Origin of the sequence: Bradyrhizobium sp. (genome assembly GCF_035309285.1) — a bacterium.
Taxonomy (GTDB): Bacteria; Pseudomonadota; Alphaproteobacteria; order Rhizobiales; family Xanthobacteraceae; genus Bradyrhizobium.
In genome coordinates this window covers 81,606-100,007 of sequence record NZ_DATGFH010000102.1, presented here as the reverse complement: position 1 = coordinate 100,007, position 18,402 = coordinate 81,606, and the positions used below count along the sequence as shown (strand labels likewise).

Annotated in this window: 22 protein-coding genes and 1 tRNA gene; 10 read left to right on the top strand and 13 right to left on the bottom strand. The window is 62.9% G+C overall.

Annotation, left to right across the window (positions count from 1 at the left end; translation table 11 throughout):
- From VKR55_RS20815 to VKR55_RS20800, 4 genes are all read left to right on the top strand, one after another.
- Window positions 1–1,086: a sn-glycerol-3-phosphate import ATP-binding protein UgpC gene (locus tag VKR55_RS20815; protein WP_324406237.1), complete on the top strand. Its 1,086-nt coding sequence runs from the start codon at window positions 1–3 to the stop codon at window positions 1,084–1,086.
- A gap of 132 nt (window positions 1,087–1,218) precedes the next feature.
- A complete protein-coding gene (locus VKR55_RS20810) occupies window positions 1,219–1,644 on the top strand; it encodes an Hsp20 family protein (protein WP_324406236.1) in 426 nt (141 codons plus the stop codon).
- Window positions 1,645–1,697: 53 nt separating this feature from the next.
- Entirely contained in the window at window positions 1,698–1,958 is a 261-nt protein-coding gene (locus VKR55_RS20805) for a BQ00720 family protein (RefSeq protein ID WP_324406234.1), read from the top strand.
- Between the two features lie 131 nt (window positions 1,959–2,089).
- Entirely contained in the window at window positions 2,090–2,638 is a 549-nt protein-coding gene (locus VKR55_RS20800) for a GNAT family N-acetyltransferase (protein WP_324406270.1), read from the top strand.
- Here VKR55_RS20800 and ptsN read toward each other — a convergent pair.
- From ptsN to VKR55_RS20765, 7 genes are all read right to left on the bottom strand, one after another.
- Entirely contained in the window at window positions 2,599–3,060 is a 462-nt protein-coding gene (gene ptsN / locus VKR55_RS20795) for a PTS IIA-like nitrogen regulatory protein PtsN (protein ID WP_324406232.1), read from the bottom strand. The two genes, VKR55_RS20800 and ptsN, sit on opposite strands and share 40 nt — an antisense overlap.
- Before the next feature lie 217 nt (window positions 3,061–3,277).
- The gene (gene hpf, locus VKR55_RS20790) at window positions 3,278–3,877 is read right to left on the bottom strand and encodes a ribosome hibernation-promoting factor, HPF/YfiA family (protein ID WP_324406230.1); all 600 of its coding nucleotides are present in this window, start codon (window positions 3,875–3,877) and stop codon (window positions 3,278–3,280) included.
- Window positions 3,878–3,955: 78 nt separating this feature from the next.
- Window positions 3,956–5,569, bottom strand: coding sequence for an RNA polymerase factor sigma-54 (rpoN, locus tag VKR55_RS20785; protein WP_324406228.1), 1,614 nt, complete (start codon window positions 5,567–5,569; stop codon window positions 3,956–3,958).
- A gap of 210 nt (window positions 5,570–5,779) precedes the next feature.
- Window positions 5,780–6,847: an LPS export ABC transporter ATP-binding protein gene (lptB, locus tag VKR55_RS20780; RefSeq protein ID WP_324406227.1), complete on the bottom strand. Its 1,068-nt coding sequence runs from the start codon at window positions 6,845–6,847 to the stop codon at window positions 5,780–5,782.
- Between the two features lie 169 nt (window positions 6,848–7,016).
- Window positions 7,017–7,751, bottom strand: a complete 735-nt coding sequence (locus tag VKR55_RS20775; protein ID WP_414642403.1) for an LptA/OstA family protein — start codon at window positions 7,749–7,751, stop codon at window positions 7,017–7,019.
- 5 nt (window positions 7,752–7,756) lie between these two features.
- On the bottom strand, window positions 7,757–8,497 hold the full coding sequence (gene lptC / locus VKR55_RS20770; protein WP_324406225.1) for an LPS export ABC transporter periplasmic protein LptC: 741 nt from the start codon (window positions 8,495–8,497) through the stop codon (window positions 7,757–7,759).
- 147 nt (window positions 8,498–8,644) lie between these two features.
- Window positions 8,645–9,262 carry a ribonuclease D gene (locus VKR55_RS20765; protein WP_324406223.1) on the bottom strand — a complete coding sequence of 206 codons (618 nt, stop codon included), beginning with the start codon at window positions 9,260–9,262 and terminating at the stop codon, window positions 8,645–8,647.
- 290 nt (window positions 9,263–9,552) lie between these two features.
- Here VKR55_RS20765 and VKR55_RS20760 point away from each other — a divergent pair, with 290 nt between their 5' ends.
- A complete protein-coding gene (locus tag VKR55_RS20760; protein ID WP_324406221.1) occupies window positions 9,553–10,824 on the top strand; it encodes an MFS transporter in 1,272 nt (423 codons plus the stop codon).
- Window positions 10,825–10,860: 36 nt separating this feature from the next.
- On the opposite strand, the gene VKR55_RS20755 is transcribed toward VKR55_RS20760, so the two are convergent.
- Window positions 10,861–11,019, bottom strand: coding sequence for a hypothetical protein (locus tag VKR55_RS20755; protein ID WP_324406220.1), 159 nt, complete (start codon window positions 11,017–11,019; stop codon window positions 10,861–10,863).
- A gap of 278 nt (window positions 11,020–11,297) precedes the next feature.
- A tRNA-Leu gene (locus VKR55_RS20750) sits at window positions 11,298–11,384 on the bottom strand.
- Between the two features lie 141 nt (window positions 11,385–11,525).
- On the opposite strand from VKR55_RS20750, the gene VKR55_RS20745 reads away from it, so the two are divergent.
- Entirely contained in the window at window positions 11,526–12,494 is a 969-nt protein-coding gene (locus VKR55_RS20745) for a complex I NDUFA9 subunit family protein (protein WP_324406218.1), read from the top strand.
- An 18-nt stretch (window positions 12,495–12,512) separates the two neighbouring features.
- On the opposite strand, the gene VKR55_RS20740 is transcribed toward VKR55_RS20745, so the two are convergent.
- Window positions 12,513–13,316: an undecaprenyl-diphosphate phosphatase gene (locus tag VKR55_RS20740; RefSeq protein WP_324406216.1), complete on the bottom strand. Its 804-nt coding sequence runs from the start codon at window positions 13,314–13,316 to the stop codon at window positions 12,513–12,515.
- A 243-nt stretch (window positions 13,317–13,559) separates the two neighbouring features.
- Between VKR55_RS20740 and VKR55_RS20735 the strand changes: the two genes are divergently transcribed.
- From VKR55_RS20735 to VKR55_RS20725, 3 genes are read left to right on the top strand one after another with little or no spacing between them, the layout of a single operon-like run.
- Window positions 13,560–14,252: a glutathione S-transferase family protein gene (locus VKR55_RS20735; RefSeq protein ID WP_324406215.1), complete on the top strand. Its 693-nt coding sequence runs from the start codon at window positions 13,560–13,562 to the stop codon at window positions 14,250–14,252.
- Window positions 14,201–15,379, top strand: a complete 1,179-nt coding sequence (gene queG, locus VKR55_RS20730; RefSeq protein ID WP_324406213.1) for a tRNA epoxyqueuosine(34) reductase QueG — start codon at window positions 14,201–14,203, stop codon at window positions 15,377–15,379. Before VKR55_RS20735 ends, queG begins: the two co-directional genes overlap by 52 nt.
- A 33-nt stretch (window positions 15,380–15,412) precedes the next feature.
- Window positions 15,413–16,222, top strand: a complete 810-nt coding sequence (locus tag VKR55_RS20725; protein ID WP_324406212.1) for an acyl-CoA thioesterase domain-containing protein — start codon at window positions 15,413–15,415, stop codon at window positions 16,220–16,222.
- 93 nt (window positions 16,223–16,315) lie between these two features.
- On the opposite strand, the gene VKR55_RS20720 is transcribed toward VKR55_RS20725, so the two are convergent.
- From VKR55_RS20720 to VKR55_RS20710, 3 genes are read right to left on the bottom strand one after another with little or no spacing between them, the layout of a single operon-like run.
- On the bottom strand, window positions 16,316–16,786 hold the full coding sequence (locus VKR55_RS20720; RefSeq protein ID WP_324406211.1) for a nuclear transport factor 2 family protein: 471 nt from the start codon (window positions 16,784–16,786) through the stop codon (window positions 16,316–16,318).
- Between the two features lie 11 nt (window positions 16,787–16,797).
- Window positions 16,798–17,595, bottom strand: a complete 798-nt coding sequence (locus VKR55_RS20715; RefSeq protein ID WP_324406210.1) for an alpha/beta hydrolase — start codon at window positions 17,593–17,595, stop codon at window positions 16,798–16,800.
- A gap of 12 nt (window positions 17,596–17,607) precedes the next feature.
- Window positions 17,608–17,940: a hypothetical protein gene (locus VKR55_RS20710; protein ID WP_324406272.1), complete on the bottom strand. Its 333-nt coding sequence runs from the start codon at window positions 17,938–17,940 to the stop codon at window positions 17,608–17,610.
- Between VKR55_RS20710 and infC the strand changes: the two genes are divergently transcribed.
- A complete protein-coding gene (infC, locus tag VKR55_RS20705) occupies window positions 17,830–18,369 on the top strand; it encodes a translation initiation factor IF-3 (protein WP_324406269.1) in 540 nt (179 codons plus the stop codon). The two genes, VKR55_RS20710 and infC, sit on opposite strands and share 111 nt — an antisense overlap.
- The last annotated feature ends 33 nt before the right edge of the window (window positions 18,370–18,402 follow it).

The following is an 18,402-nucleotide window of genomic DNA, read 5'->3' as shown; positions in this document are numbered from 1 at the left end:
ATGGCCAATGTCACGCTGCGCAACGTCAAGAAGGCCTATCCGAACGGCTTCGAGGCCATCAAAGGCGTCGACGTTGACGTCGCCGACGGCCAGTTCTGTGTGCTGGTCGGCCCGTCCGGCTGCGGCAAATCCACGCTGCTCAGAATGGTGGCGGGGCTGGAGACCATCACCTCTGGCGAGATCGATATCGGCGGACGCGTCGTCAACCAGATCGAGCCCGCCGATCGCGACATCGCGATGGTGTTTCAGAACTACGCGCTCTACCCGCATATGAGCGTCTACAACAATATGGCTTATGGCCTGCGCAACCGCGGCATGCCCAAGGGCGAGATCGACACCCGCGTGCAGGAAGCCGCGCGCATTCTCGAGCTCTCGGCCATGCTGGAGCGCAAGCCCGGGCAATTGTCCGGCGGCCAGCGCCAGCGCGTGGCGATGGGCCGCGCCATCGTGCGCCAGCCGAAGGTCTTCCTGTTCGACGAGCCGCTATCGAACCTCGATGCCAAGCTGCGCATCGCCATGCGCGTCGAGATCAGAAAATTGCAGCGCCGGCTTGCGACCACGTCGATCTACGTCACCCACGACCAGCTCGAGGCGATGACGCTCGCCGACGTGCTGGTGGTGATGAATGGCGGCCAAGTCGAGCAGATCGGCAATCCGCTTGCCATCTATCAGAAGCCGACGACGACGTTCGTTGCAGCCTTCATCGGCGCGCCGCCGATGAACCTGATGTCCGTGCGCGACACCGATATCAAGCTTGAGGGCGCAACCCGCGAAGCCGGCATTCTCGGCGTTCGCCCCGAAGATCTCGTGGTGTCCGATGGCAGCGCGCCGGTCGGCGGTATCGCGCTGGACCTGAGTGTCGAGGCAATCGAACGCGTCGGCGCCGAAACCTATGTCTACGGCTTGCGCTCCGAGCAGAATGACCGGCCCGCGGTGAGCTCAAAGCCGGGCGAGCTGCCGCCGGGCGAAATCCTGGTCCGGATTCCCGGCCAGGAGGGGCCTGCGATTGGCCAAAAAATCCGCGCTGTCGCACCGCGCGACAAGCTGCATCTCTTTACCGCCGACGGCCGCAAGCGGGTTAACTAGCCGACTGTTGACGGCTTTTAGGCTATGCGCCGAGGTGCTTGAACACCCCTCGGAACATGCCCATATTGGCATGCAAGGGGTGCCGGATGGGCCCTGAAACGCCAAAGTCGCTTCGAGAGGACTTTGTAAACTATGTCTCGTGTTCCCTCGCTCTCCAGTCCGTTCCTACTGGGCTTCGATGAGATCGAGCGCGTGCTTGATCGCGTCGTCAAGGGCGCTGACGGTTACCCTCCCTACAACATCGAGAGGTGTGAACGGACGAACGGTCAGCCCGAGCGGCTGCGAATCACGCTGGCTGTGGCGGGATTTACCCGCGACCAACTTGATGTAACCATTGAGGAAAACCAGCTCGTGATCCGGGGCCGCCAGCAGGACGACAAGGCGCGGCAATATATCCATCGCGGCATCGCCGCGCGCCACTTCCAGCGCACCTTTGTGCTGGCGGAGGGGATGCATGTGCTGGGTGCGGATTTGAAGAACGGGCTGTTGTCGATCGATCTTGCCCGGCCTGAACCGGAGAGGATTGTTAAGACAATCGCTATCAATGAACACGAATAATGGATGGAACGAGTAGCGGACTCGACCGCTTAAATCTCAGAGGAGTCGAGACCATGACTGAAGGTAATGTTGCGCCAGAGCGCGTCTCGCTGGAGGCGCTGGCCCATCTCGGCGAAGGCCATATCGCCTATGTGAAGCAAATCCGCTCCGAGGATGTACCGGGGCTGTTTCCGCAGGCGCCCGATCTTGCGCCGGGAATGAAGCTGTTCGCGCTTCACGCAGCCGACGGCACGCCGATCATGCTGACGGATTCGCGTGAGGCCGCGATCGCCAATGCCTGGAGCAATGAGCTCCAAGCCGTGAGCGTGCATTGAGCCGCTAGCCAGTCGGCGCGCGTGAGATCGTCGCGCCGCTGACACGAGTTTTCGATGCGCGGGTGTTGTCCCTGAATGAGGACAGTGCCCGCGCATTTTATTTGTTGTCCGTCTTGTCTATCGTCGTGGCGATGAATGACATCGCCCTACGCCCGATTTCTGCCGCTGATGTGCCGCCAGCCTCGCCGCTTGCGAATGCGCTGCTCGCACTCAACAACGAGCATGCGCTGGAATTGTCCTGGCTCACACCCGAGCGGCTGAAGCATCTCGTGGACAAGGCTTTCCTTGCGCGGCGCATTGGTCATGTCGACGCGTTCCTGCTCGCCCTTGATCAGCACGCCGATTACGACAGCCCGAATTTCCTGTGGTTTCGCGCGCGCTACCCACGCTTCATCTATGTCGACCGCATCGTGGTGGTCGCTTCCGCGCGCGGACGCGGGCTGGCGCGGCGGCTCTACGGCGCGCTGTTCGTGGAAGCTGCGCGCGCCGGACATTCGCGTGTCGTCTGCGAAGTCAATTCAACGCCGCCCAATCCGGAATCGGACGCGTTTCATGCGGCGCTGGGATTTGTTGAAGTCGGAGCTGCGACCATCCACGACGGTAGCAAGACGGTGCGCTATCTCTTGCGGAAGCTGGATGATCAGGCCGCGGTCGCGGGCGGGAGCGCCAGCACCGAATAGATCGCCTGCGCGTCGCGCGAGGCGCGAAGCTTCTTGGCGACGTCCTGGTCGCGCAGCAGGCGGGCTATGCGCGCCAGCGCCTTCAGGTGGTCGGCGCCGGCGCCTTCCGGCGCCAGCAGCAAGAACACCAGATCGATCGGCTGGCCGTCCATGGCTTCGAAGTCGATCGGGCGCTCCAGCCGCGCGAACAGACCAAACAGCTTTTCCAGCTTGGGCAGCTTGCCGTGGGGAATGGCGACACCATAGCCCACCGCGGTCGTGCCAAGCTTCTCGCGCTGCAGCAGGACCTCGAAGATCGTGCGCTCGTTCTGGCCAGTCAGCTCGGCGGCCTTTGCCGCGAGCTCCTGCAATGCCTGCTTCTTGCTGATGACTTTCAACGCCGGGAGGATCGCCTCGGGTGCGACCAGGTCGGTAATCGTCATTGGGCGTTCCGAGGTGGATGAGAACCGTCAGGTTGCGAAATAGGCCTTGGCCGGCCGGCGTCAAGAAGCTGAGGCGGGAGGCGGGTGGTCTCTCCCGGGTCCTGATTGGGGGGGCTTCTACTCCAACCAAACGGCGGTGCCAACACCTGCGAGCGCCTATCCTTAAAAACCCTAGGGGGAATCGGGACGGCCCAAAAAAACGCCAAAATCCGTAGGTTTACGGCTTCACGGCAGGTGGATCGACCCAGCCGATATGGCCGTCGGAACGCCGGTAGATGATGTTCACCCGGCCGCTGGAGCCATGCTGGAACACCAGGCAGGCCGCGCCCGTCAGGTCGAGCTCCATCACGGCCTCCGAGACCGACAGACGCTTCAGCGACGTGGTCGCCTCCGCAATGATGACGGGGCTATAGCCCGTGACCTCTTCGTCGCCTTCGGCCGGCGCCTCGATCACATAGCTCGGTGCGTCCAGCACGCCCCCGTCGATCTCGGCAAGCGTGGCTGCCGCGTGCGCCTTGCGCGCGGAGCGATCCTTGAGCCTGCTCTTGTAGCGGCGCAGCCGCTTCTCGATCATCAGGAGAGCCGCATCGGCGCTCGCATAGGCGTCGACGGCGTTGGATTCCGCCTCCAGCGTGACGCCGGAATCCAGATGCAGCGAGCAATCGGTCCTGAAGCCGAAGCCGTCCTTGGAAAGCGTGATGTGGCCGGAATAGTTGCCGTCAAAATATTTGCGCAGCACCTCGTCGGTGCGTTCGCTGACGCGGTCGCGCAGCGCTTCGCCGACGTTGATGCTTTTTCCCGAAATCCTGAGAGTCATGGGATGCCTCATATGGATAATCTGGGGGAGCCGAGACTAAACCGATTTGACCAACGCGCAACGATCGCGGGCGCAATTTCAGGTCGGCAGGAGAAGCGAGCTTTGCTTGTCACGGCGGCGCTGCACTGAGGATGGAATGCGCATGGCCTCGCGGTATTTCGCGACCGTGCGGCGGGCAATATCAATCCCCGATCCGCGCAAACGTTCCACGATGGTGTCGTCGGAGAGGATCGCGGACGGATCCTCCGCGTCGATGAGCTGCTTGATGTGGTGGCGGACGGCCTCCGCCGAATGCGCTTCGCCGCCATCGGCAGAGGCAATCGAAGCGGTAAAGAAATATTTCAGCTCAAACGTGCCGCGATTGGTCGCCATATATTTGTTGGCGGTGACGCGCGACACTGTCGATTCGTGCATCTGGATCGCATCCGCCACCGCTTTCAGATTGAGCGGCCGCAAATGCGCAACGCCATGGGTGAAGAATCCGTCCTGCTGGCGCACGATCTCGGTTGCGACCTTCAGGATGGTGCGGGCGCGCTGGTCAAGTGCGCGCACCAGCCAGGTCGCATTCTGCAGGCAATCGGTGAAGTAGGACTTGTCGCCGTCCTTGCGGATGGTCTTCGACAGCTCGACGTAATAGGTCTGGTTCACCAGAACGCGCGGCAGCGTGTCGCTGTTGAGCTCGACATGCCAGCCGCCGTCCGGGCCGGGCCGCACGTAGACGTCGGGCACCATGGTCTGCAGCCTTGAGGCGCCGAACTTCAGGCCGGGTTTCGGATCGAGCCTGCGGATCTCGCCGATCATATCGGCGATGTCTTCGTCATCGACGCCGCAGAGCTTGCGCAGGCCAGCTATATCGCGCTTGGCCAGGAGATCGAGATGCTCGACCAGCGCCTGCATCGCGGGGTCGTAGCGATCGAGCTCGCGGAGTTGGATCGCGAGGCATTCGCTCAAGTTGCGCGCGCAGATGCCGGGCGGATCGAACGTCTGCAGCACTGCCAGCACCGCATCGACGTCGGCTTGCGAGGCGCCGAGCCGCTCGGCCGCCTGGCCGAGATCGCCCGGCAGATAGCCCGCCTCGTCGACGAGGTCGATCAGGTATTGGCCGATCATACGCTCGGCCGGCGTGATGAAGGCGACCGCCAGCTGCTCGGCGAGATGATCCGACAGCGTCACTTCGGCGGCGACAAAGGCTTCAAGATTGTAATCCTCGTCGGAGGAGGCGCCGCCCCCCCATTCGGTATAGGTGGTGGGCGCGGCGTCCTGCGCGTTGCGCGCCGCCGCTTCGGCGGGCTCCTCGGAAAACACGTTGTCGAGGCCGGTGTCGAGGGTCTGCTCGATCTCGGTGCGGCTGCCGAGATCGCGGCTCATCCACTCCTCCTGGGCCGGCTCAAACCCCGCGTCGACCCCCTCGCCGCCACTTCCCGCCTCGGCATGGCCGCCAGCGCCGTCTTCGCTCGGCGCACCCTCCTCGTCGTCGCCAAATTCCGAGCCCTCGGAGACGATTTCCCCCGCAACGGGGGGTTCGGGGCCGTCATTGGCGCGCTCCAGGAGCGGATTGCGCTCCAGCTCCTCCTCGACGAAGGCCGACAGATCGAGATTGGACAGCTGCAAGAGCTTGATCGCCTGCATGAGCTGCGGCGTCATCACCAGCGACTGCGACTGGCGGAACTCTAGTCTCTGCGTCAGCGCCATGGGAGCCAAGAACGATCCGTTAAAAACTGGTCCGATTCTTGCTTATCCTAGTCGGGTGCCCTTGTACACGCCTTGACGGATGCGAAAAAAGGCTACCGGCGCGCTTCCCGAAATCTGGTTACCGGCGTCTCACCGCGCTGCGGCCAAAATCCGCATGATCCGGAAAAGTGTGCAGCGGTTTTCCGGAAAGACCATGCGCTAATAAGCGGATTAGAGCCGGAATTCCTCGCCGAGATAGAGCCTGCGCACATCGGGATCGGCGACAATCTCGTCCGGACTGCCTTCGGTCAGGATCTCGCCGGCATAAACGATGTAGGCGCGGTCGGTGAGTCCGAGCGTTTCGCGGACATTGTGGTCGGTGATGAGCACGCCGATGCCGCGATTGGTGAGATGGCGGACAAGGTCCTGAATGTCGCCGACGGCGATCGGATCGATGCCGGCAAAGGGTTCGTCGAGCAGCATATAGTTCGGACGCGTCGCCAGCGCGCGCGCGATCTCCACGCGGCGGCGCTCGCCGCCGGAGAGCGCGATCGACGGGGTCTTGCGCAAGCGCGTGATGTTGAATTCGTTGAGCAGCGAATCCAGCTCGGCCTCGCGCTTCTTTTTCGAGGGCTCGACGACTTCAAGCACCGCGCGGATATTCTGCTCTACCGTCAGCCCGCGAAAGATCGACGCTTCCTGCGGCAGATAACCGATGCCGAGCCGCGCGCGCTGATACATCGGCAACTTCGTGACGTCATGGCCATCAAGCTCGATCGCGCCGCGATCGGCCTTGATCAGACCGGTGATCATGTAGAACACCGTGGTCTTGCCGGCGCCGTTCGGTCCCAGCAGGCCGACAGCCTCTCCACGGCGCACATAGATGCTGACGCCGCGTACCACCTGGCGCGAGCCAAAGCTTTTTTCCACGCTATGCACAGCCAGATATCCCGGCCGCCGCAGGAGCTGCGGCCCACCCGAGCCGTTTGTCTTGGCGGACCGCGCCGGCTTGGCGGGCTTTGCGCGTGGCTGCGGCCTTGGCTGTGGCGGAGGTTCTCTGGTCGGCGCGCGGAATGGATCCCGCGGTGCCTCTCGCGGCAGTTCCGCAACCGCGGGCGAGCGTGGCAGGTCGATGCCCGATATCGGCGCCTCACGCGCGATCGGCGGCGCATCGCGCACCGGGCTCGTCAGCATGTCGCCGAAGCTATCGCCGAGTGCCGTGATGTCTTCGCGCGAGCGCGCGAAACCCTTGCCCTTTTTGACGGGGCGCCGCCGGAACATGCTGAGTAAATCCACCATCCCCGCTTTGCCCAGGCCCGTATAAGGCGCTCGCCGTGTGATTCGCCCAGCATGAAGCACGGGATGCCCCTTGCCCAGCGGAACACCCCAAGATCCCTCGGGCGTAAATACAGGCTCGCAGCGCGTGGTTCAACCTCGCCGCATCGCACTATCAAACAAGTGATTGATATTATTTTGGTTTAGATGGGAGCAGGGAGGGCAGCGGCGAGCCGCCGCCGGGAGCGGCTGTGGCACACCCTTCCCCGGACTGGGCAAACAGACCCTGCACCTTGCCGCTATCTGATTCGACCCTGGAGACGCCGGTCGTCATGTCCACGAACAGGCGGTCGCCGCGCAACACGTTCTTGCACTGGGTCAGCACCACGCCGCCGAGCATGGTGATGAGATTGGTCTTGGTGTCGAAGATTGCAGTTTCGCCGGTCACGACCTGGTCCTTCTGGGTCACGACCACATTGCCGTGCGCTTCCAGCCGTCTGATCGACGACGCGCCGCCGGGTCCGGGCGTCGCCGCCTGCATGGGCGCCGCATTCTTGGCGCCGCTCCTGGCAGCGTTCTTGGCTCCCTTCGTGTTTGCCGAAGGCGCGCCCGAGTTCTGCTGGGCCGATTCGTAGAACACCACCAGGGTCTTCGATGTCATGGTGGTGTCGCCCTGCACGACCTTCACATTGCCGGAGAAGGTCGCCTCCTTCTTCTTGTCGCGCATCTCAAGCGAAGCGGCCTCGATCTGGATCGGCTGATCGCGATTCTGCGAAAAACCCTGCATGGCATTGGGGACGCCCTGCACCGTGCTCTGGGCGCGAACCTCATGAGCGGCAGCCCATGCCAGCAAGCAGCAAGCCGCTGCTGCGACGGCGTGCCCTGCCCTCGGCCTCATCGCAATGCCGCGCTGAAGAAACGTCATCATGGAATTCATTTCGCGTTGGCGGATCTGCCCGAATGCTTCCTGGCCGGCGGTGGAGGCGGCGGCTCCGGCGGCGCAGGCTGCGCCGCCGGCGGATTCTCGGCATCCAGGTGATCGAGATGCATCACGACATTACCTTCGAACACGACGACCTCGCCGCCATTGATGATATGCAGGCGATCGGAGGTCAGGGTGCCGTTGGTCAATGTGACGTCGACATGCTGGTCGGAGTCGACGGTGTTCTTCACCATGTCGACATGGGCCTGGGTGAGGCGCGCTTGGTATCCGGTCGTGGTCTGCAGAAAGATGTCCTTGTGGAGGTCGAGCGTCTGCGCCTTGTTGTCGAACATGCCGGTAAGGGAATCGAGGAACACGGTCGAGCCGTCCTGCATCAGAAGCTTGGTCTTGAGCTTGTTGAGCTCGACATGGTCGGGGTCTCTCACGTCCTGGACCGCGGTTTTGGCCCACATTTCATAGGGCCGCTGGTCGGGCGTGTAGCCGGAAAGGTGCGGCGATTCCATGGTGATTTTGGTGCCGGAGACCGCGAGGTTCCCCATGTCCAGCGGCAACTTCGGCATCAGCATGCGGAACGGGTTGAAAATCGAAATTCCGATCACGGTGGCCAGCGCCAGCGCCACGGCGCCCGGCACTGCGATGCGCAGGATCCGCACCAGGCGGCTGTGGCGCGCGGCCATCGCAAAGCGCGCCTCGAGGTTCGCCTGATAGGCTGGGTTCTGGACCGAATTCACTGCTGCTCCGAAGCGCGAACAAGCGCGCCATCATACCCGGCCCGGCCGGATAATGCAGCCCGCGAGACGCCCCATGACTATGTCCGAAACGGGGCGAAAAGCTTCACGCCGGCGCCGTTTACCAAGATGAACAGGTGCCTGCCCGCTTCACGAATGCGCAAAGATGTCTTCGGCTTCCCAGCCGGAGAGATCAAGCTTCGCGCGTGACGGCAGGAACTCGAAACAGGCCTGAGCAAGCTGCGCGCGGCCTTCGCGCACCAGCATGGCGTCGAGCTTTTCGCGCAACGCATGCAGATGCAGGACGTCGGAAGCGGCATAGGCAAGCTGCGCTTCGCTGAGCGAGGCCGAGCCCCAGTCGCTCGACTGCTGCTGTTTCGACAGCTCGATATTGAGCACTTCGCGCACCAGGTCCTTGAGCCCGTGGCGGTCGGTGTAGGTGCGCGTCAGCCGCGAAGCGATCTTGGTGCAATAGAGCGGCTGCGGCATCACGCCGAAAGAGTGATAGAGCACGGCAATGTCGAAGCGGGCGAAGTGGAAGATCTTGGTGACGTTGGGATTGGCGAGCAGCGCCTTCAGGTTCGGCGCATCCTTGTGATCTCTCGGAATCTGCACCACGTCAGCACTGCCGTCGCCGTTCGACAACTGCACCACGCAGAGCCGATCGCGATACGGATTCAAGCCCATGGTCTCGGTGTCGATCGCAACCGCCGGTCCGGCGTAGCGGGAGAGATCGGGCAGATCGCCGCGATGCAGACGTACGGTCATTGCTTCCAAAATCCCCGTCGATTCGATGCGGCTCTCGCCCGACCGCCTTGGCTTAAGGGGAGGGCGCGCGGCGAACAAGAGATGCAATCATTAGCACAAACGAAGCGCGGCAGGGCCAGCTGTTCCGGCCAAGCCACATCGATTTTGCCCCGCTTTTCGGCCCATCTGCGTGGCTGCCACGATTAAACACGACCTTTGGCAGCATCAGGCGGCCCATAACAAAAAATTGGCTGTCTTGCGCCCGCTTATATCGCTATGTCGCCTCTCCCGAAGCCGGCGAAAGAACTGACATGACCGAACAGACCCTGTCCGCGCCGATCGACAATGATCGGGAGCTGGAGCGCGGCTTTTCGCGATACCAATCGGTCCTGGTGGCCCTGCTGGCGATCGTCCAATTCACGATCATCCTCGACTTCATCATCATGTCGCCGCTCGGCGCCATCCTGATGCCGGCGCTGAACATCACCGCCGCGCAGTTCGGCGTGGCGGTCTCTGTCTATGCTTTCAGTGCCGGCATTTCTGGCGTGCTCGCGGCAGGGTTCGCCGATCGCTTCGACCGCAAGCATCTGTTGCTGTTTTTCTATATTGGCTTCACCGCTGGCACGACGCTCTGTGCGCTGGCGCGCAATTATCATCTGCTCCTCCTGGGCAGGATTGTCACAGGCGTGTTCGGCGGCGTGGTCGGCTCCATCGTGCTCGCGATCATCACCGACGTGTTTCCGCTGCACCAGCGTGGCCGCGTGATGGGCTTTGTGCAGACGGCCTTCGCAGCTAGCCAGGTGCTCGGCATCCCCGCGGGGCTCTTCCTCGCCAATCACTGGAACTGGCATGTCGCGTTTGGCGCCATCGTTGGCTTTGCGATCGCCGTCATCCTGGCCGTCCTGCTCCTGATGCGGCCTGTGGACGGCCATTTGCAGCTCAGGCAGGAGAAGAACGCGTTTGCGCATCTCTTCGCCACCGTCAGCGAGCCGAGCTACACGCTCGCTTTCGGCGTCACCACCTTGCTTGCGACCGGCGGCTACATGCTGATGCCGTTCGGCAGCGCCTATACCGTGCACAATCTCGGGATCGATATCGTCCAACTGCCGACGATCTATCTGGTGTCGGGACTGTTCAGCGTCTTCATCGGTCCGCTCGTCGGCCGTCTCAGCGATACGTTCGGCAAGTACCCGACCTTCCTGTTCGGGACTGCGATGTCGATCGTCATGGTCACGATCTACACCCATCTCGGCCAGGTCGGACTGGCGCTCGTGATCGTGGTCAACGTGCTGATGTTCGTCGGCATCTTCTCCCGGATGATTCCGTCACAAGCGCTGATGTCCGCGATTCCCGCACCACATCAACGCGGCTCCTTCAGCGCCATCAGCGCTTCGCTCCAGCAATTGTCCGGCGGGCTCGGATCGGTCCTCGCCGCGGCGGTCATCGCTCAGAACGACGACGGCTCGCTCCGGCATTTCGACCGCCTCGGTTTCATCGTCATCGCGACCTCGCTGGTCGCGCTGGTGGCGATGTATTTCGTGCAGAGGCAGGTGGCGACAAAGGCCGGCAAGGCCATCGTCTGATGCAGCCTTCGGAATGGCGTTTCGGAAACCGAAAGCTCAGGCCGACTTCGACTCCGGCAAGCTCGGCGGCTGAAGCCCGGGGCTGTTGGCCCAGCGGTCCAGATTGTCGATGACGTCCTGATGGCTCGGACGGCGTGGCTTTGGCGCCTTTGGCTCATCCGACAGTTTGCGAGGCAGTTTGATTTCCTCTGTCATGGCTCTGCTCCCAAACGAGAGCATGCGCCCAAGCACGTCCGAAATCAATTCGTAACTTATTGTTTTTATTATATAATTTTATCAATTCGCAGCCAATACACAATCGCTCGCAGTTTGGGCTGACGATGATCCCCGCCGATATATTGTCACCAACATGGAGGGCATGCAATTGCGGCGTATGTGGCTGCGGCCGCGGCAGCGATATGCAGGGCTCGTCGTATCTCGGAAAGCCAGTCATCCGCCGTGGCTGCGCCACGCAAAGCCTGAAGGGCGAAGCGTGGTGCCCAGGAAAGGACTCGAACCTTCACGGCTGTGAGGCCACTGGCACCTGAAGCCAGCGCGTCTACCAATTCCGCCACCTGGGCATTGCGGGCGCTTAGTACGGATGCCTTGCGCGCTTGTCAAATAGGCGCTGCACGGAGCAAATATCCTGTACAGCGCCGACACGATGGCGTATCGCGAATCGCATTGCGCAGACCCGGTTTTTGACCCAGGAAGCTGACCTCATGGCATCGAATCAAGACACGCTGGTCACGGTTTTCGGCGGATCGGGCTTTCTGGGACGACACGTGATCCGCGCACTCTGCAAGCGCGAATACCGCGTCCGCGTTGCCGTCCGCCGGCCGGAACTCGCTGGTCACCTGCAACCGCTCGGCCGGGTCGGCCAGATCCACCCGGTGCAAACCAACGTGCGCTATCCGGCCTCGGTGGAGGCCGCCATGCGCGGCGCCGACGTCGCGGTCAACCTGGTCGCCATCCTCGCCCAGAGCGGCGAGCAGACCTTCGACGCCGTGCAGGTGAAGGGCGCTGAGACGGTGGCGAAGGCCGCCTCCGCCGCCGACGCCCGGATCGTGCACATCTCGGCGATCGGCGCCGATGAGCACGCGACCTCGCATTATGCCCGCGCCAAGGCGGCCGGCGAGAAGGCCGTGCAGGCCGCGCTGCCCTCGGCCGTCATCATGCGCCCGTCGCTGGTGTTCGGGCCTGAGGATCAGTTCACCAACCGGTTCGCTTCGCTCGCAAGGCTGGCGCCGGCGCTGCCCCTGATCGGCGGCGGCACCATGAAGGTGCAGCCGGTCTATGTCGGCGATGTCGCCACCGCGATCGCGGACGCCGTCGACGGCAAGGCCAAGGCCGGCGCGACGTATGAGCTCGGCGGTCCGGAGGTGCTGGCGTTCCGCGAGATCATGCAGATCATCCTCAAAATTACCGACCGCAGGCGCATGCTGGTGTCGCTGCCGTTCGCGCTGGCGAAACTGCAAGCGCTGTTCCTGCAGTTCGCGCCGGGCGCTTTGAAGCTGACGCCCGACCAGGTCGAGCTGTTCCGCCGCGACAATGTGGTGTCACAGGCAGCCAGGGCCGCCGGGCTGACGCTGGAAGGGCTCGGCATCACGCCGGATTCGCTCGAAGCGATCGCCCCGCAATATCTCTGGCGCTTCCGGCCAGCCGGCCAATTCCGGCGCAGGAGCGCGTGAGCTCGGAAGTAGATTCCTTCACCGTCCCATCGCGAGCGCGACCAAGCCGAGCGTGCCGACGATCACACGCCACCACGCAAACAGCGTAAAGCCGTGGCGGGTGACGTAGCTCAGGAACGTCTTCACCACGACGATGGCCACGACGAACGACACCACGAAGCCGATCGCGATAATGCCGAGATGATCGGTCGTCATCTCGGCGCGGCTTTTGTAGAAATCATAGGCGAAGGCGCCGACCATGGTCGGGATCGCGAGGAAGAACGAAAACTCCGCCGCGGCGCGCTTGTCGGCGCCGAGCAGCATGGCGGCCACGATGCTTGCGCCCGAGCGTGAAACGCCGGGGATCATGGCAAAGCACTGCGCGAAACCGATCCAGAGGTACGTGAGGAGAGGGAACTTCGTCGCATCATGCTCATGCGGCTTGTGGTCGATCTGGTCGACCCAGAGCAGGATCGCGCCACCCACGATCAGCGAGAAGCAGACGACCCAGGGATTGAACAGCACGTCCTTGATGTATTTGCCGACAATGAGGCCGATAACCACTGCCGGCATGAACGCGACCAGGACGCCGATGACGAAGCGACGGTCGTCGGCATTGGAGAACATGCCGAGCGCGATCCGCCACAATTTGGCGAAATAGATTACAACGATGGCGAGGATGGCGCCGAGCTGGATCAGGATGTCAAAGCTCTTCCAGAAATTATCCTCGCCGAGATTGAAAAAGCGGCCCGCGAGCAGCAGATGGCCGGTCGAGGAAACCGGCAGGAATTCCGTGACGCCCTCGATCACGCCGAGAATCACCGCCCTTGTTACATCTGACATCGTGAGCTCTTCCGTTCTGATCGATTTCGGCCCAAAAGCCGCGTTCTTCTCGCTTATTCGTTCCCGTGCCGCAATCGTAAAATGTAAAAACGCGGCTTGCGCCAAGCGTCCGCTTGAGTAGCTTGGCCGCCCGCCGGCCCCGCGCTTGTGCCTCGCCAGCGGGGCCACCGAAGGACCGCCATGCGACCGAAAAAGGGCGGTTGAACGTTTCCTTAAGTGCCCAGGACGTACTAGAAGGCCGGCATGTACACGCTGTTTCATCACCCCTTCTGCCCGCATTCGCGCTTCATTCGCCTTGTGCTCGGCGAATACGGCCTCGACCTGCGGCTGGTGGAAGAGCGGGTCTGGGAACGGCGTGAAGGCTTTCTCGCCCTCAACCCCGCCTGCACCACGCCGGTCCTGTTCACCGAAGGACAGCCGGCGATCCCCACGGCCGCGATCATCGCCGAGTTCATCGATGAAACCCGCGGCGCCGAGATGGGCGAGCGGCGGCTGCTGCCCACGACGATGAGCGAGCGCATCGAGGTGCGCCGGCTGATGGCGTGGTTCAACGAAAAATTTTTCGAGGAAGCCTCGAACCCGCTGGTGACCGAACGCATCTACAAGCGCTTCATGAGCGAGGGAGATGGCGGCGGCGCGCCGGCCGCAGACGTCATCCGCGCCGCCAAGACCAATGTGCGCTATCATCTCGCCTATATCGGCTGGCTGGCGCAGCGGCGGAACTATCTCGCCGGCGACCGGCTCACCTACGCGGACCTCGCCGCCGCGGCGCATCTTTCGGCGATCGACTATCTGGGCGACGTGCCATGGATCGAGGACGACGCAGCAAAAGCGTGGTACGCGCGGGTGAAATCCCGCCCGTCGTTCCGTCCGCTGCTCAGCGAGTGGCTGGCGGGCGTGCCGGCGTCGCGGACCTACGTGGACCTGGATTTCTGAAGAGCGATGAACTCAAGCGTGCGCTCGCGGCAGAAGCGCGCGCGCTTGGCTTCGACAGCATCGGCGTCACCGCGCCCGGCGCAATTCCAGAGGCCGCAAAGCACTTTCGCGAATTTCTGGCCGTGGGCGCGCATGGCGACATGGACTGGCTCGCGCAAAATCCACAGCGCCGCGCTGATCCGCGGGGCTTATGGCCGGAGGTGCGCTCGGTCATCATGCTCGGCGTCAATTATGGACCCGATGAGGATCCGCTCATCATCCTGAAAGAGCGCGAGCGTGGCGCGATCTCGGTCTATGCGAAGGGCGACGACTATCACGACGTGATCAAGAAGCGCCTGAAGGCGCTGGCGCGATGGCTGGTCGCGGCGACGCCTTGCGAGGTGAAGATCTTCGTCGACACTGCAGCCGTGATGGAGAAGCCCCTGGCGCAGGCTGCAAGCCTCGGCTGGCAGGGCAAGCACACCAATCTCGTCTCCCGCGAGTTTGGCTCCTGGCTGTTTCTGGGCGCGATCTTCACCACGCTCGATCTGCCGCGCGATGAACCGGAGATCGATCATTGCGGCTCCTGCCACGCCTGCCTCGACATTTGTCCGACGGCGGCGTTCCCGGCGCCGTACAAGCTCGATGCGCGGCGTTGCATCTCCTATCTCACCATCGAGAACAAGGGCCCGATCCCGCACGAATTTCGCAAGGGCATCGGCAACCGCATCTATGGCTGCGACGATTGCCTCGCGGTGTGCCCCTGGAACAAGTTCGCGCAACAAGGGCGTGAAGCGAAGCTCGCCGCGCGCGAGGAGTTGCGCGCGCCGACATTGGCGGAGCTTTCGCGGCTCGACGATGCCGCCTTCCGCGGGCGCTTTTCCAAATCGCCGGTCAAGCGCATCGGCCGCGACCGCTTTATCCGCAATGTGCTGATCGCGATCGGCAATTCGGGCGAGGGCGCCTTGGCCGCGGAAGCCGAGCGCCTTTTATTCGATGCAAGTCCGCTGGTGCGCGGTGCGGCGGTGTGGGCACTGGCGCAGCTTGTGGGGCGTGATCGCTTCGATGCATTGGCGACGAAGGCGATGGCTGTCGAGAGCGACGCGAGTGTCCGCGCGGAATGGGCGGCTGCGACCAAGCCATCTTGATTTCAGCGCGCAATCGGTCATGGTGCCGCGGCCATGAACATCATGACCACCAGTCAGCCCTTCTTCACCCCCGACAACGACGCTTTCATTCCGACGCCCGCCTCGAACGGCCCATGGGATCCCAAATCGATGCACGGCCGCGTCGTGGTTGGGCTGCTCGCGCATACGATCGAGCAGCGTCATGGAGCTGCGGACTTCGTGCCGGCGCGGCTCACCGTCGACATGTTCCGTTTGCCGAACATCATGGCGCCGGTCGAGGTGAAGACGAAGCTGATCCGCGATGGCCTGCGCATCCGCGTGATCGAAGCCGATTTCCTCTCCGGCGGCGTGCCGATGGCGCGTGCTTCCGGCCAGTTGTTGCGCCGGACGGAAAATCCGGACGGGCAGGTGTGGTCGCCGCCGAACTGGGACGTGCCGAAACCATCGGACATTCCCGCGCCGACCGATCCTCGGCTCGGCATGAACGGCAAATGGACCACGCGGCCGATCGCCGGCCGCATGGGCTCGCTCGGCCAGCGCCGGCTCTGGATGAGCGAGGTTCGCGCACTTGTCGAAGGCGCGCCGCTGACGCCGTTCGTGCGCGTCGCGCTGGCCGCGGATTTCGCCAGCCCCTTCGCCAATGCGGGCGAGAAGGGCCTCGGCTTCATCAACAGCGACGTCACGCTCTATTTGCATCGCCTGCCGGTGACGCAATGGATCGGGTTCGACGTGGTGAACCATCACGCCAGCGAAGGCATCGCAGTCGGCGAATGCTGGCTCTATGACGAGGAGGGCGCTATCGGCACCTCCACCGTCGCCGCGCTGGCACAGCGCCGGCCGATGTCGGCTCCGCCGCCGCCGTGATAGTCGTCATTGCGAGCGAAGCGAAGCAATCCAAACTTCCTCCGCGGAAATAGTTTGGATTGCTTCGTCGCTTCGCTCCTCGCAATGACGGCGCTAGGTTTTGAGATGCCTTGCCATCTCCGCCCGCGCCTTCAGTGCGGCACCCTGCTTCGCCGCGATCTTCGCGATCCGCTCGGGCGCGAAATTCATGTCGACGAAGCCCGGCGCCGCATTGGCGACCTCCTGATATTCCGCGATCAAGCCACCTCGGAGCTTCATGATGGAGACGCCCTCGAACATCACCCGCGCGCCTTTGGCCTCCGGCAGATTGGAGCGGTAGCTGAAAGTATAGCGCGCATAGAGCGTCTCGCCGTCGCTGACCGGCGCATGCATGTCCCAGCGGAAATCGCTCGCCGTGCGATAGAACCAGTCGTCGATCATCTCGGCGATCCTCTCGCGGCCCTTGAACGCGCCGTAGAAGACATCGTGGTAGATGCCGTCCTCGGTGAACAGCGCTGCAAAGGCCTTGCCGTCGCGGCGCTCGACGGCGTCGCAGAACGAGCGGAGCATCGTTGCGATATTCATGGCATTCCTCCCTACACCTTGCCGATCTCGGCGACCGTCGCAATGAGGCGCGCGATGTCCTGCGGCCGCGACAGGCGGTGATCGCCGTCCTGGATCATGGTCAGCACCACATCGTCGGCAGGCAGCCGGTGCGCGAGCGCGAACGCGTGCTGCCAGGGCACATCCGGATCCTTCGCGCCCTGCAGGATACGAACGGGGCATCCGACCTCGATGGAATTGCCGAGCAGCAAATGGTTGCGGCCTTCCTCGATCAGCGCCCGGGTGATCGGGTAGGGCGAACCATCGCCATATTGCGAGGGCCGCATCCATACGCCGTTGCGCTCGATCTCCTGGCGGATCTCGGGCGAAAAGACCTTCCACATCAATTCCTCGGTGAAGTCGGGAGCAGGGGCGATCAGCACCAGGCCCACGAGCGATGCGCCGCCGGGCCGCCTGGCGATTTCGCGCGCCAATAGCAGCGCTATCCAGCCGCCCATGGACGAGCCGATCACGACCTGTGGCCCGCGGCAGAACCGCTCGAACACCGCGACGCTCTCCTCGAGCCAGCGGCCGATCGTGCCGTCGACGAATTTGCCGCCGGATTCGCCATGGCCGGAATAGTCGAAGCGGACGCAGGCGCGGCCATGCTCGGCGGCCCAGGCGTCGAGCGCCAGGGCCTTGGTGCCCCGCATGTCCGAGTTGAAGCCGCCGAGCCAGAACAGCCCGGGTGTGCCGCCATTGCGGGCACGGACCGCGATCCGCCGTGCCGCAATCGCCTCACCAACCTCAATAAAGGCCGGATCAGGCACAACGGCTACGGAATCGGTCATCGATATTCACTTTCATTTGCCATTAGACAGAAAAACGCAGGCCTCATTGAAACCCGACATTGGCCTAAGGCATTCTCTCTCCTTGCGGAAGCAGGGATGGGTGGCTATGTCGCAGGCCGTGGCCGAAATGCCTCGCATTTTTCGGTTTTGTTGCAAAGCCGGCGACTTCGCTTGCCCGTAGCCGCGTATTGCTTCAAGATATCGCCCTTCGTTCACAACATTGGAGAATACCCCATTCGCCGTCCGAATAGAGCCCCGCCCGCTGCCGCCAAAGACGGGCCGCGCGTCAATGATGATATCCGCAATGCGCAGATCCAACTGATTGATCAGGCCGGCCAGAACCATGGAACTGTCGAGACCATGGTAGCGATCAAGATGGCCGCCGAAGCCGGCATGGATCTGGTGGAGATTTCGCCGAACAACAATCCTCCCGTCTGCAAGATCATGGACTACGGGAAGTATAAATATTCGGCGCAGAAAAAAGCCGCGGAAGCCCGCAAGAAGCAGAAAGTGGTCGAGATCAAGGAGATCAAACTCCGTCCGATGATCGACGATCACGATTATGACGTGAAGATGCGCGCGATGCAGCGCTTTTTCGAGGAAGGCGACAAGGTCAAGATCACGCTGCGCTATCGCGGCCGCGAGATGGCGCACCAGGAGATCGGCACCAAGCTGCTCGACAAGGTCAAGGCCGACGTCGCGCAGTTCGCCAAGGTCGAGCAGGATGCCAAGTTCGAAGGCCGCCAGGTCGTGATGGTGCTGGCGCCGCGCTAGGTCGCAACTGATTGTCGAAACGGTGCGGCCCGC

What these genes read in the sequence shown, in the direction of transcription:
- VKR55_RS20815 (WP_324406237.1), top strand. Translation starts at nt 1, where the DNA reads ATGGCCAATGTCACGCTGCGCAACGTCAAGAAGGCCTATCCGAACGGC.
- VKR55_RS20810 (WP_324406236.1), top strand. Translation starts at nt 1,219, where the DNA reads ATGTCTCGTGTTCCCTCGCTCTCCAGTCCGTTCCTACTGGGCTTCGAT.
- VKR55_RS20805 (WP_324406234.1), top strand. Translation starts at nt 1,698, where the DNA reads ATGACTGAAGGTAATGTTGCGCCAGAGCGCGTCTCGCTGGAGGCGCTG.
- VKR55_RS20800 (WP_324406270.1), top strand. Translation starts at nt 2,090, where the DNA reads ATGAATGACATCGCCCTACGCCCGATTTCTGCCGCTGATGTGCCGCCA.
- ptsN (WP_324406232.1), bottom strand. Translation starts at nt 3,060, where the DNA reads ATGACGATTACCGACCTGGTCGCACCCGAGGCGATCCTCCCGGCGTTG.
- hpf (WP_324406230.1), bottom strand. Translation starts at nt 3,877, where the DNA reads ATGACTCTCAGGATTTCGGGAAAAAGCATCAACGTCGGCGAAGCGCTG.
- rpoN (WP_324406228.1), bottom strand. Translation starts at nt 5,569, where the DNA reads ATGGCGCTGACGCAGAGACTAGAGTTCCGCCAGTCGCAGTCGCTGGTG.
- lptB (WP_324406227.1), bottom strand. Translation starts at nt 6,847, where the DNA reads ATGGTGGATTTACTCAGCATGTTCCGGCGGCGCCCCGTCAAAAAGGGC.
- VKR55_RS20775 (WP_414642403.1), bottom strand. Translation starts at nt 7,751, where the DNA reads ATGATGACGTTTCTTCAGCGCGGCATTGCGATGAGGCCGAGGGCAGGG.
- VKR55_RS20765 (WP_324406223.1), bottom strand. Translation starts at nt 9,262, where the DNA reads ATGACCGTACGTCTGCATCGCGGCGATCTGCCCGATCTCTCCCGCTAC.
- VKR55_RS20760 (WP_324406221.1), top strand. Translation starts at nt 9,553, where the DNA reads ATGACCGAACAGACCCTGTCCGCGCCGATCGACAATGATCGGGAGCTG.
- VKR55_RS20755 (WP_324406220.1), bottom strand. Translation starts at nt 11,019, where the DNA reads ATGACAGAGGAAATCAAACTGCCTCGCAAACTGTCGGATGAGCCAAAG.
- VKR55_RS20745 (WP_324406218.1), top strand. Translation starts at nt 11,526, where the DNA reads ATGGCATCGAATCAAGACACGCTGGTCACGGTTTTCGGCGGATCGGGC.
- VKR55_RS20740 (WP_324406216.1), bottom strand. Translation starts at nt 13,316, where the DNA reads ATGTCAGATGTAACAAGGGCGGTGATTCTCGGCGTGATCGAGGGCGTC.
- VKR55_RS20735 (WP_324406215.1), top strand. Translation starts at nt 13,560, where the DNA reads ATGTACACGCTGTTTCATCACCCCTTCTGCCCGCATTCGCGCTTCATT.
- VKR55_RS20725 (WP_324406212.1), top strand. Translation starts at nt 15,413, where the DNA reads ATGAACATCATGACCACCAGTCAGCCCTTCTTCACCCCCGACAACGAC.
- VKR55_RS20720 (WP_324406211.1), bottom strand. Translation starts at nt 16,786, where the DNA reads ATGAATATCGCAACGATGCTCCGCTCGTTCTGCGACGCCGTCGAGCGC.
- VKR55_RS20715 (WP_324406210.1), bottom strand. Translation starts at nt 17,595, where the DNA reads ATGACCGATTCCGTAGCCGTTGTGCCTGATCCGGCCTTTATTGAGGTT.
- VKR55_RS20710 (WP_324406272.1), bottom strand. Translation starts at nt 17,940, where the DNA reads ATGGTTCTGGCCGGCCTGATCAATCAGTTGGATCTGCGCATTGCGGAT.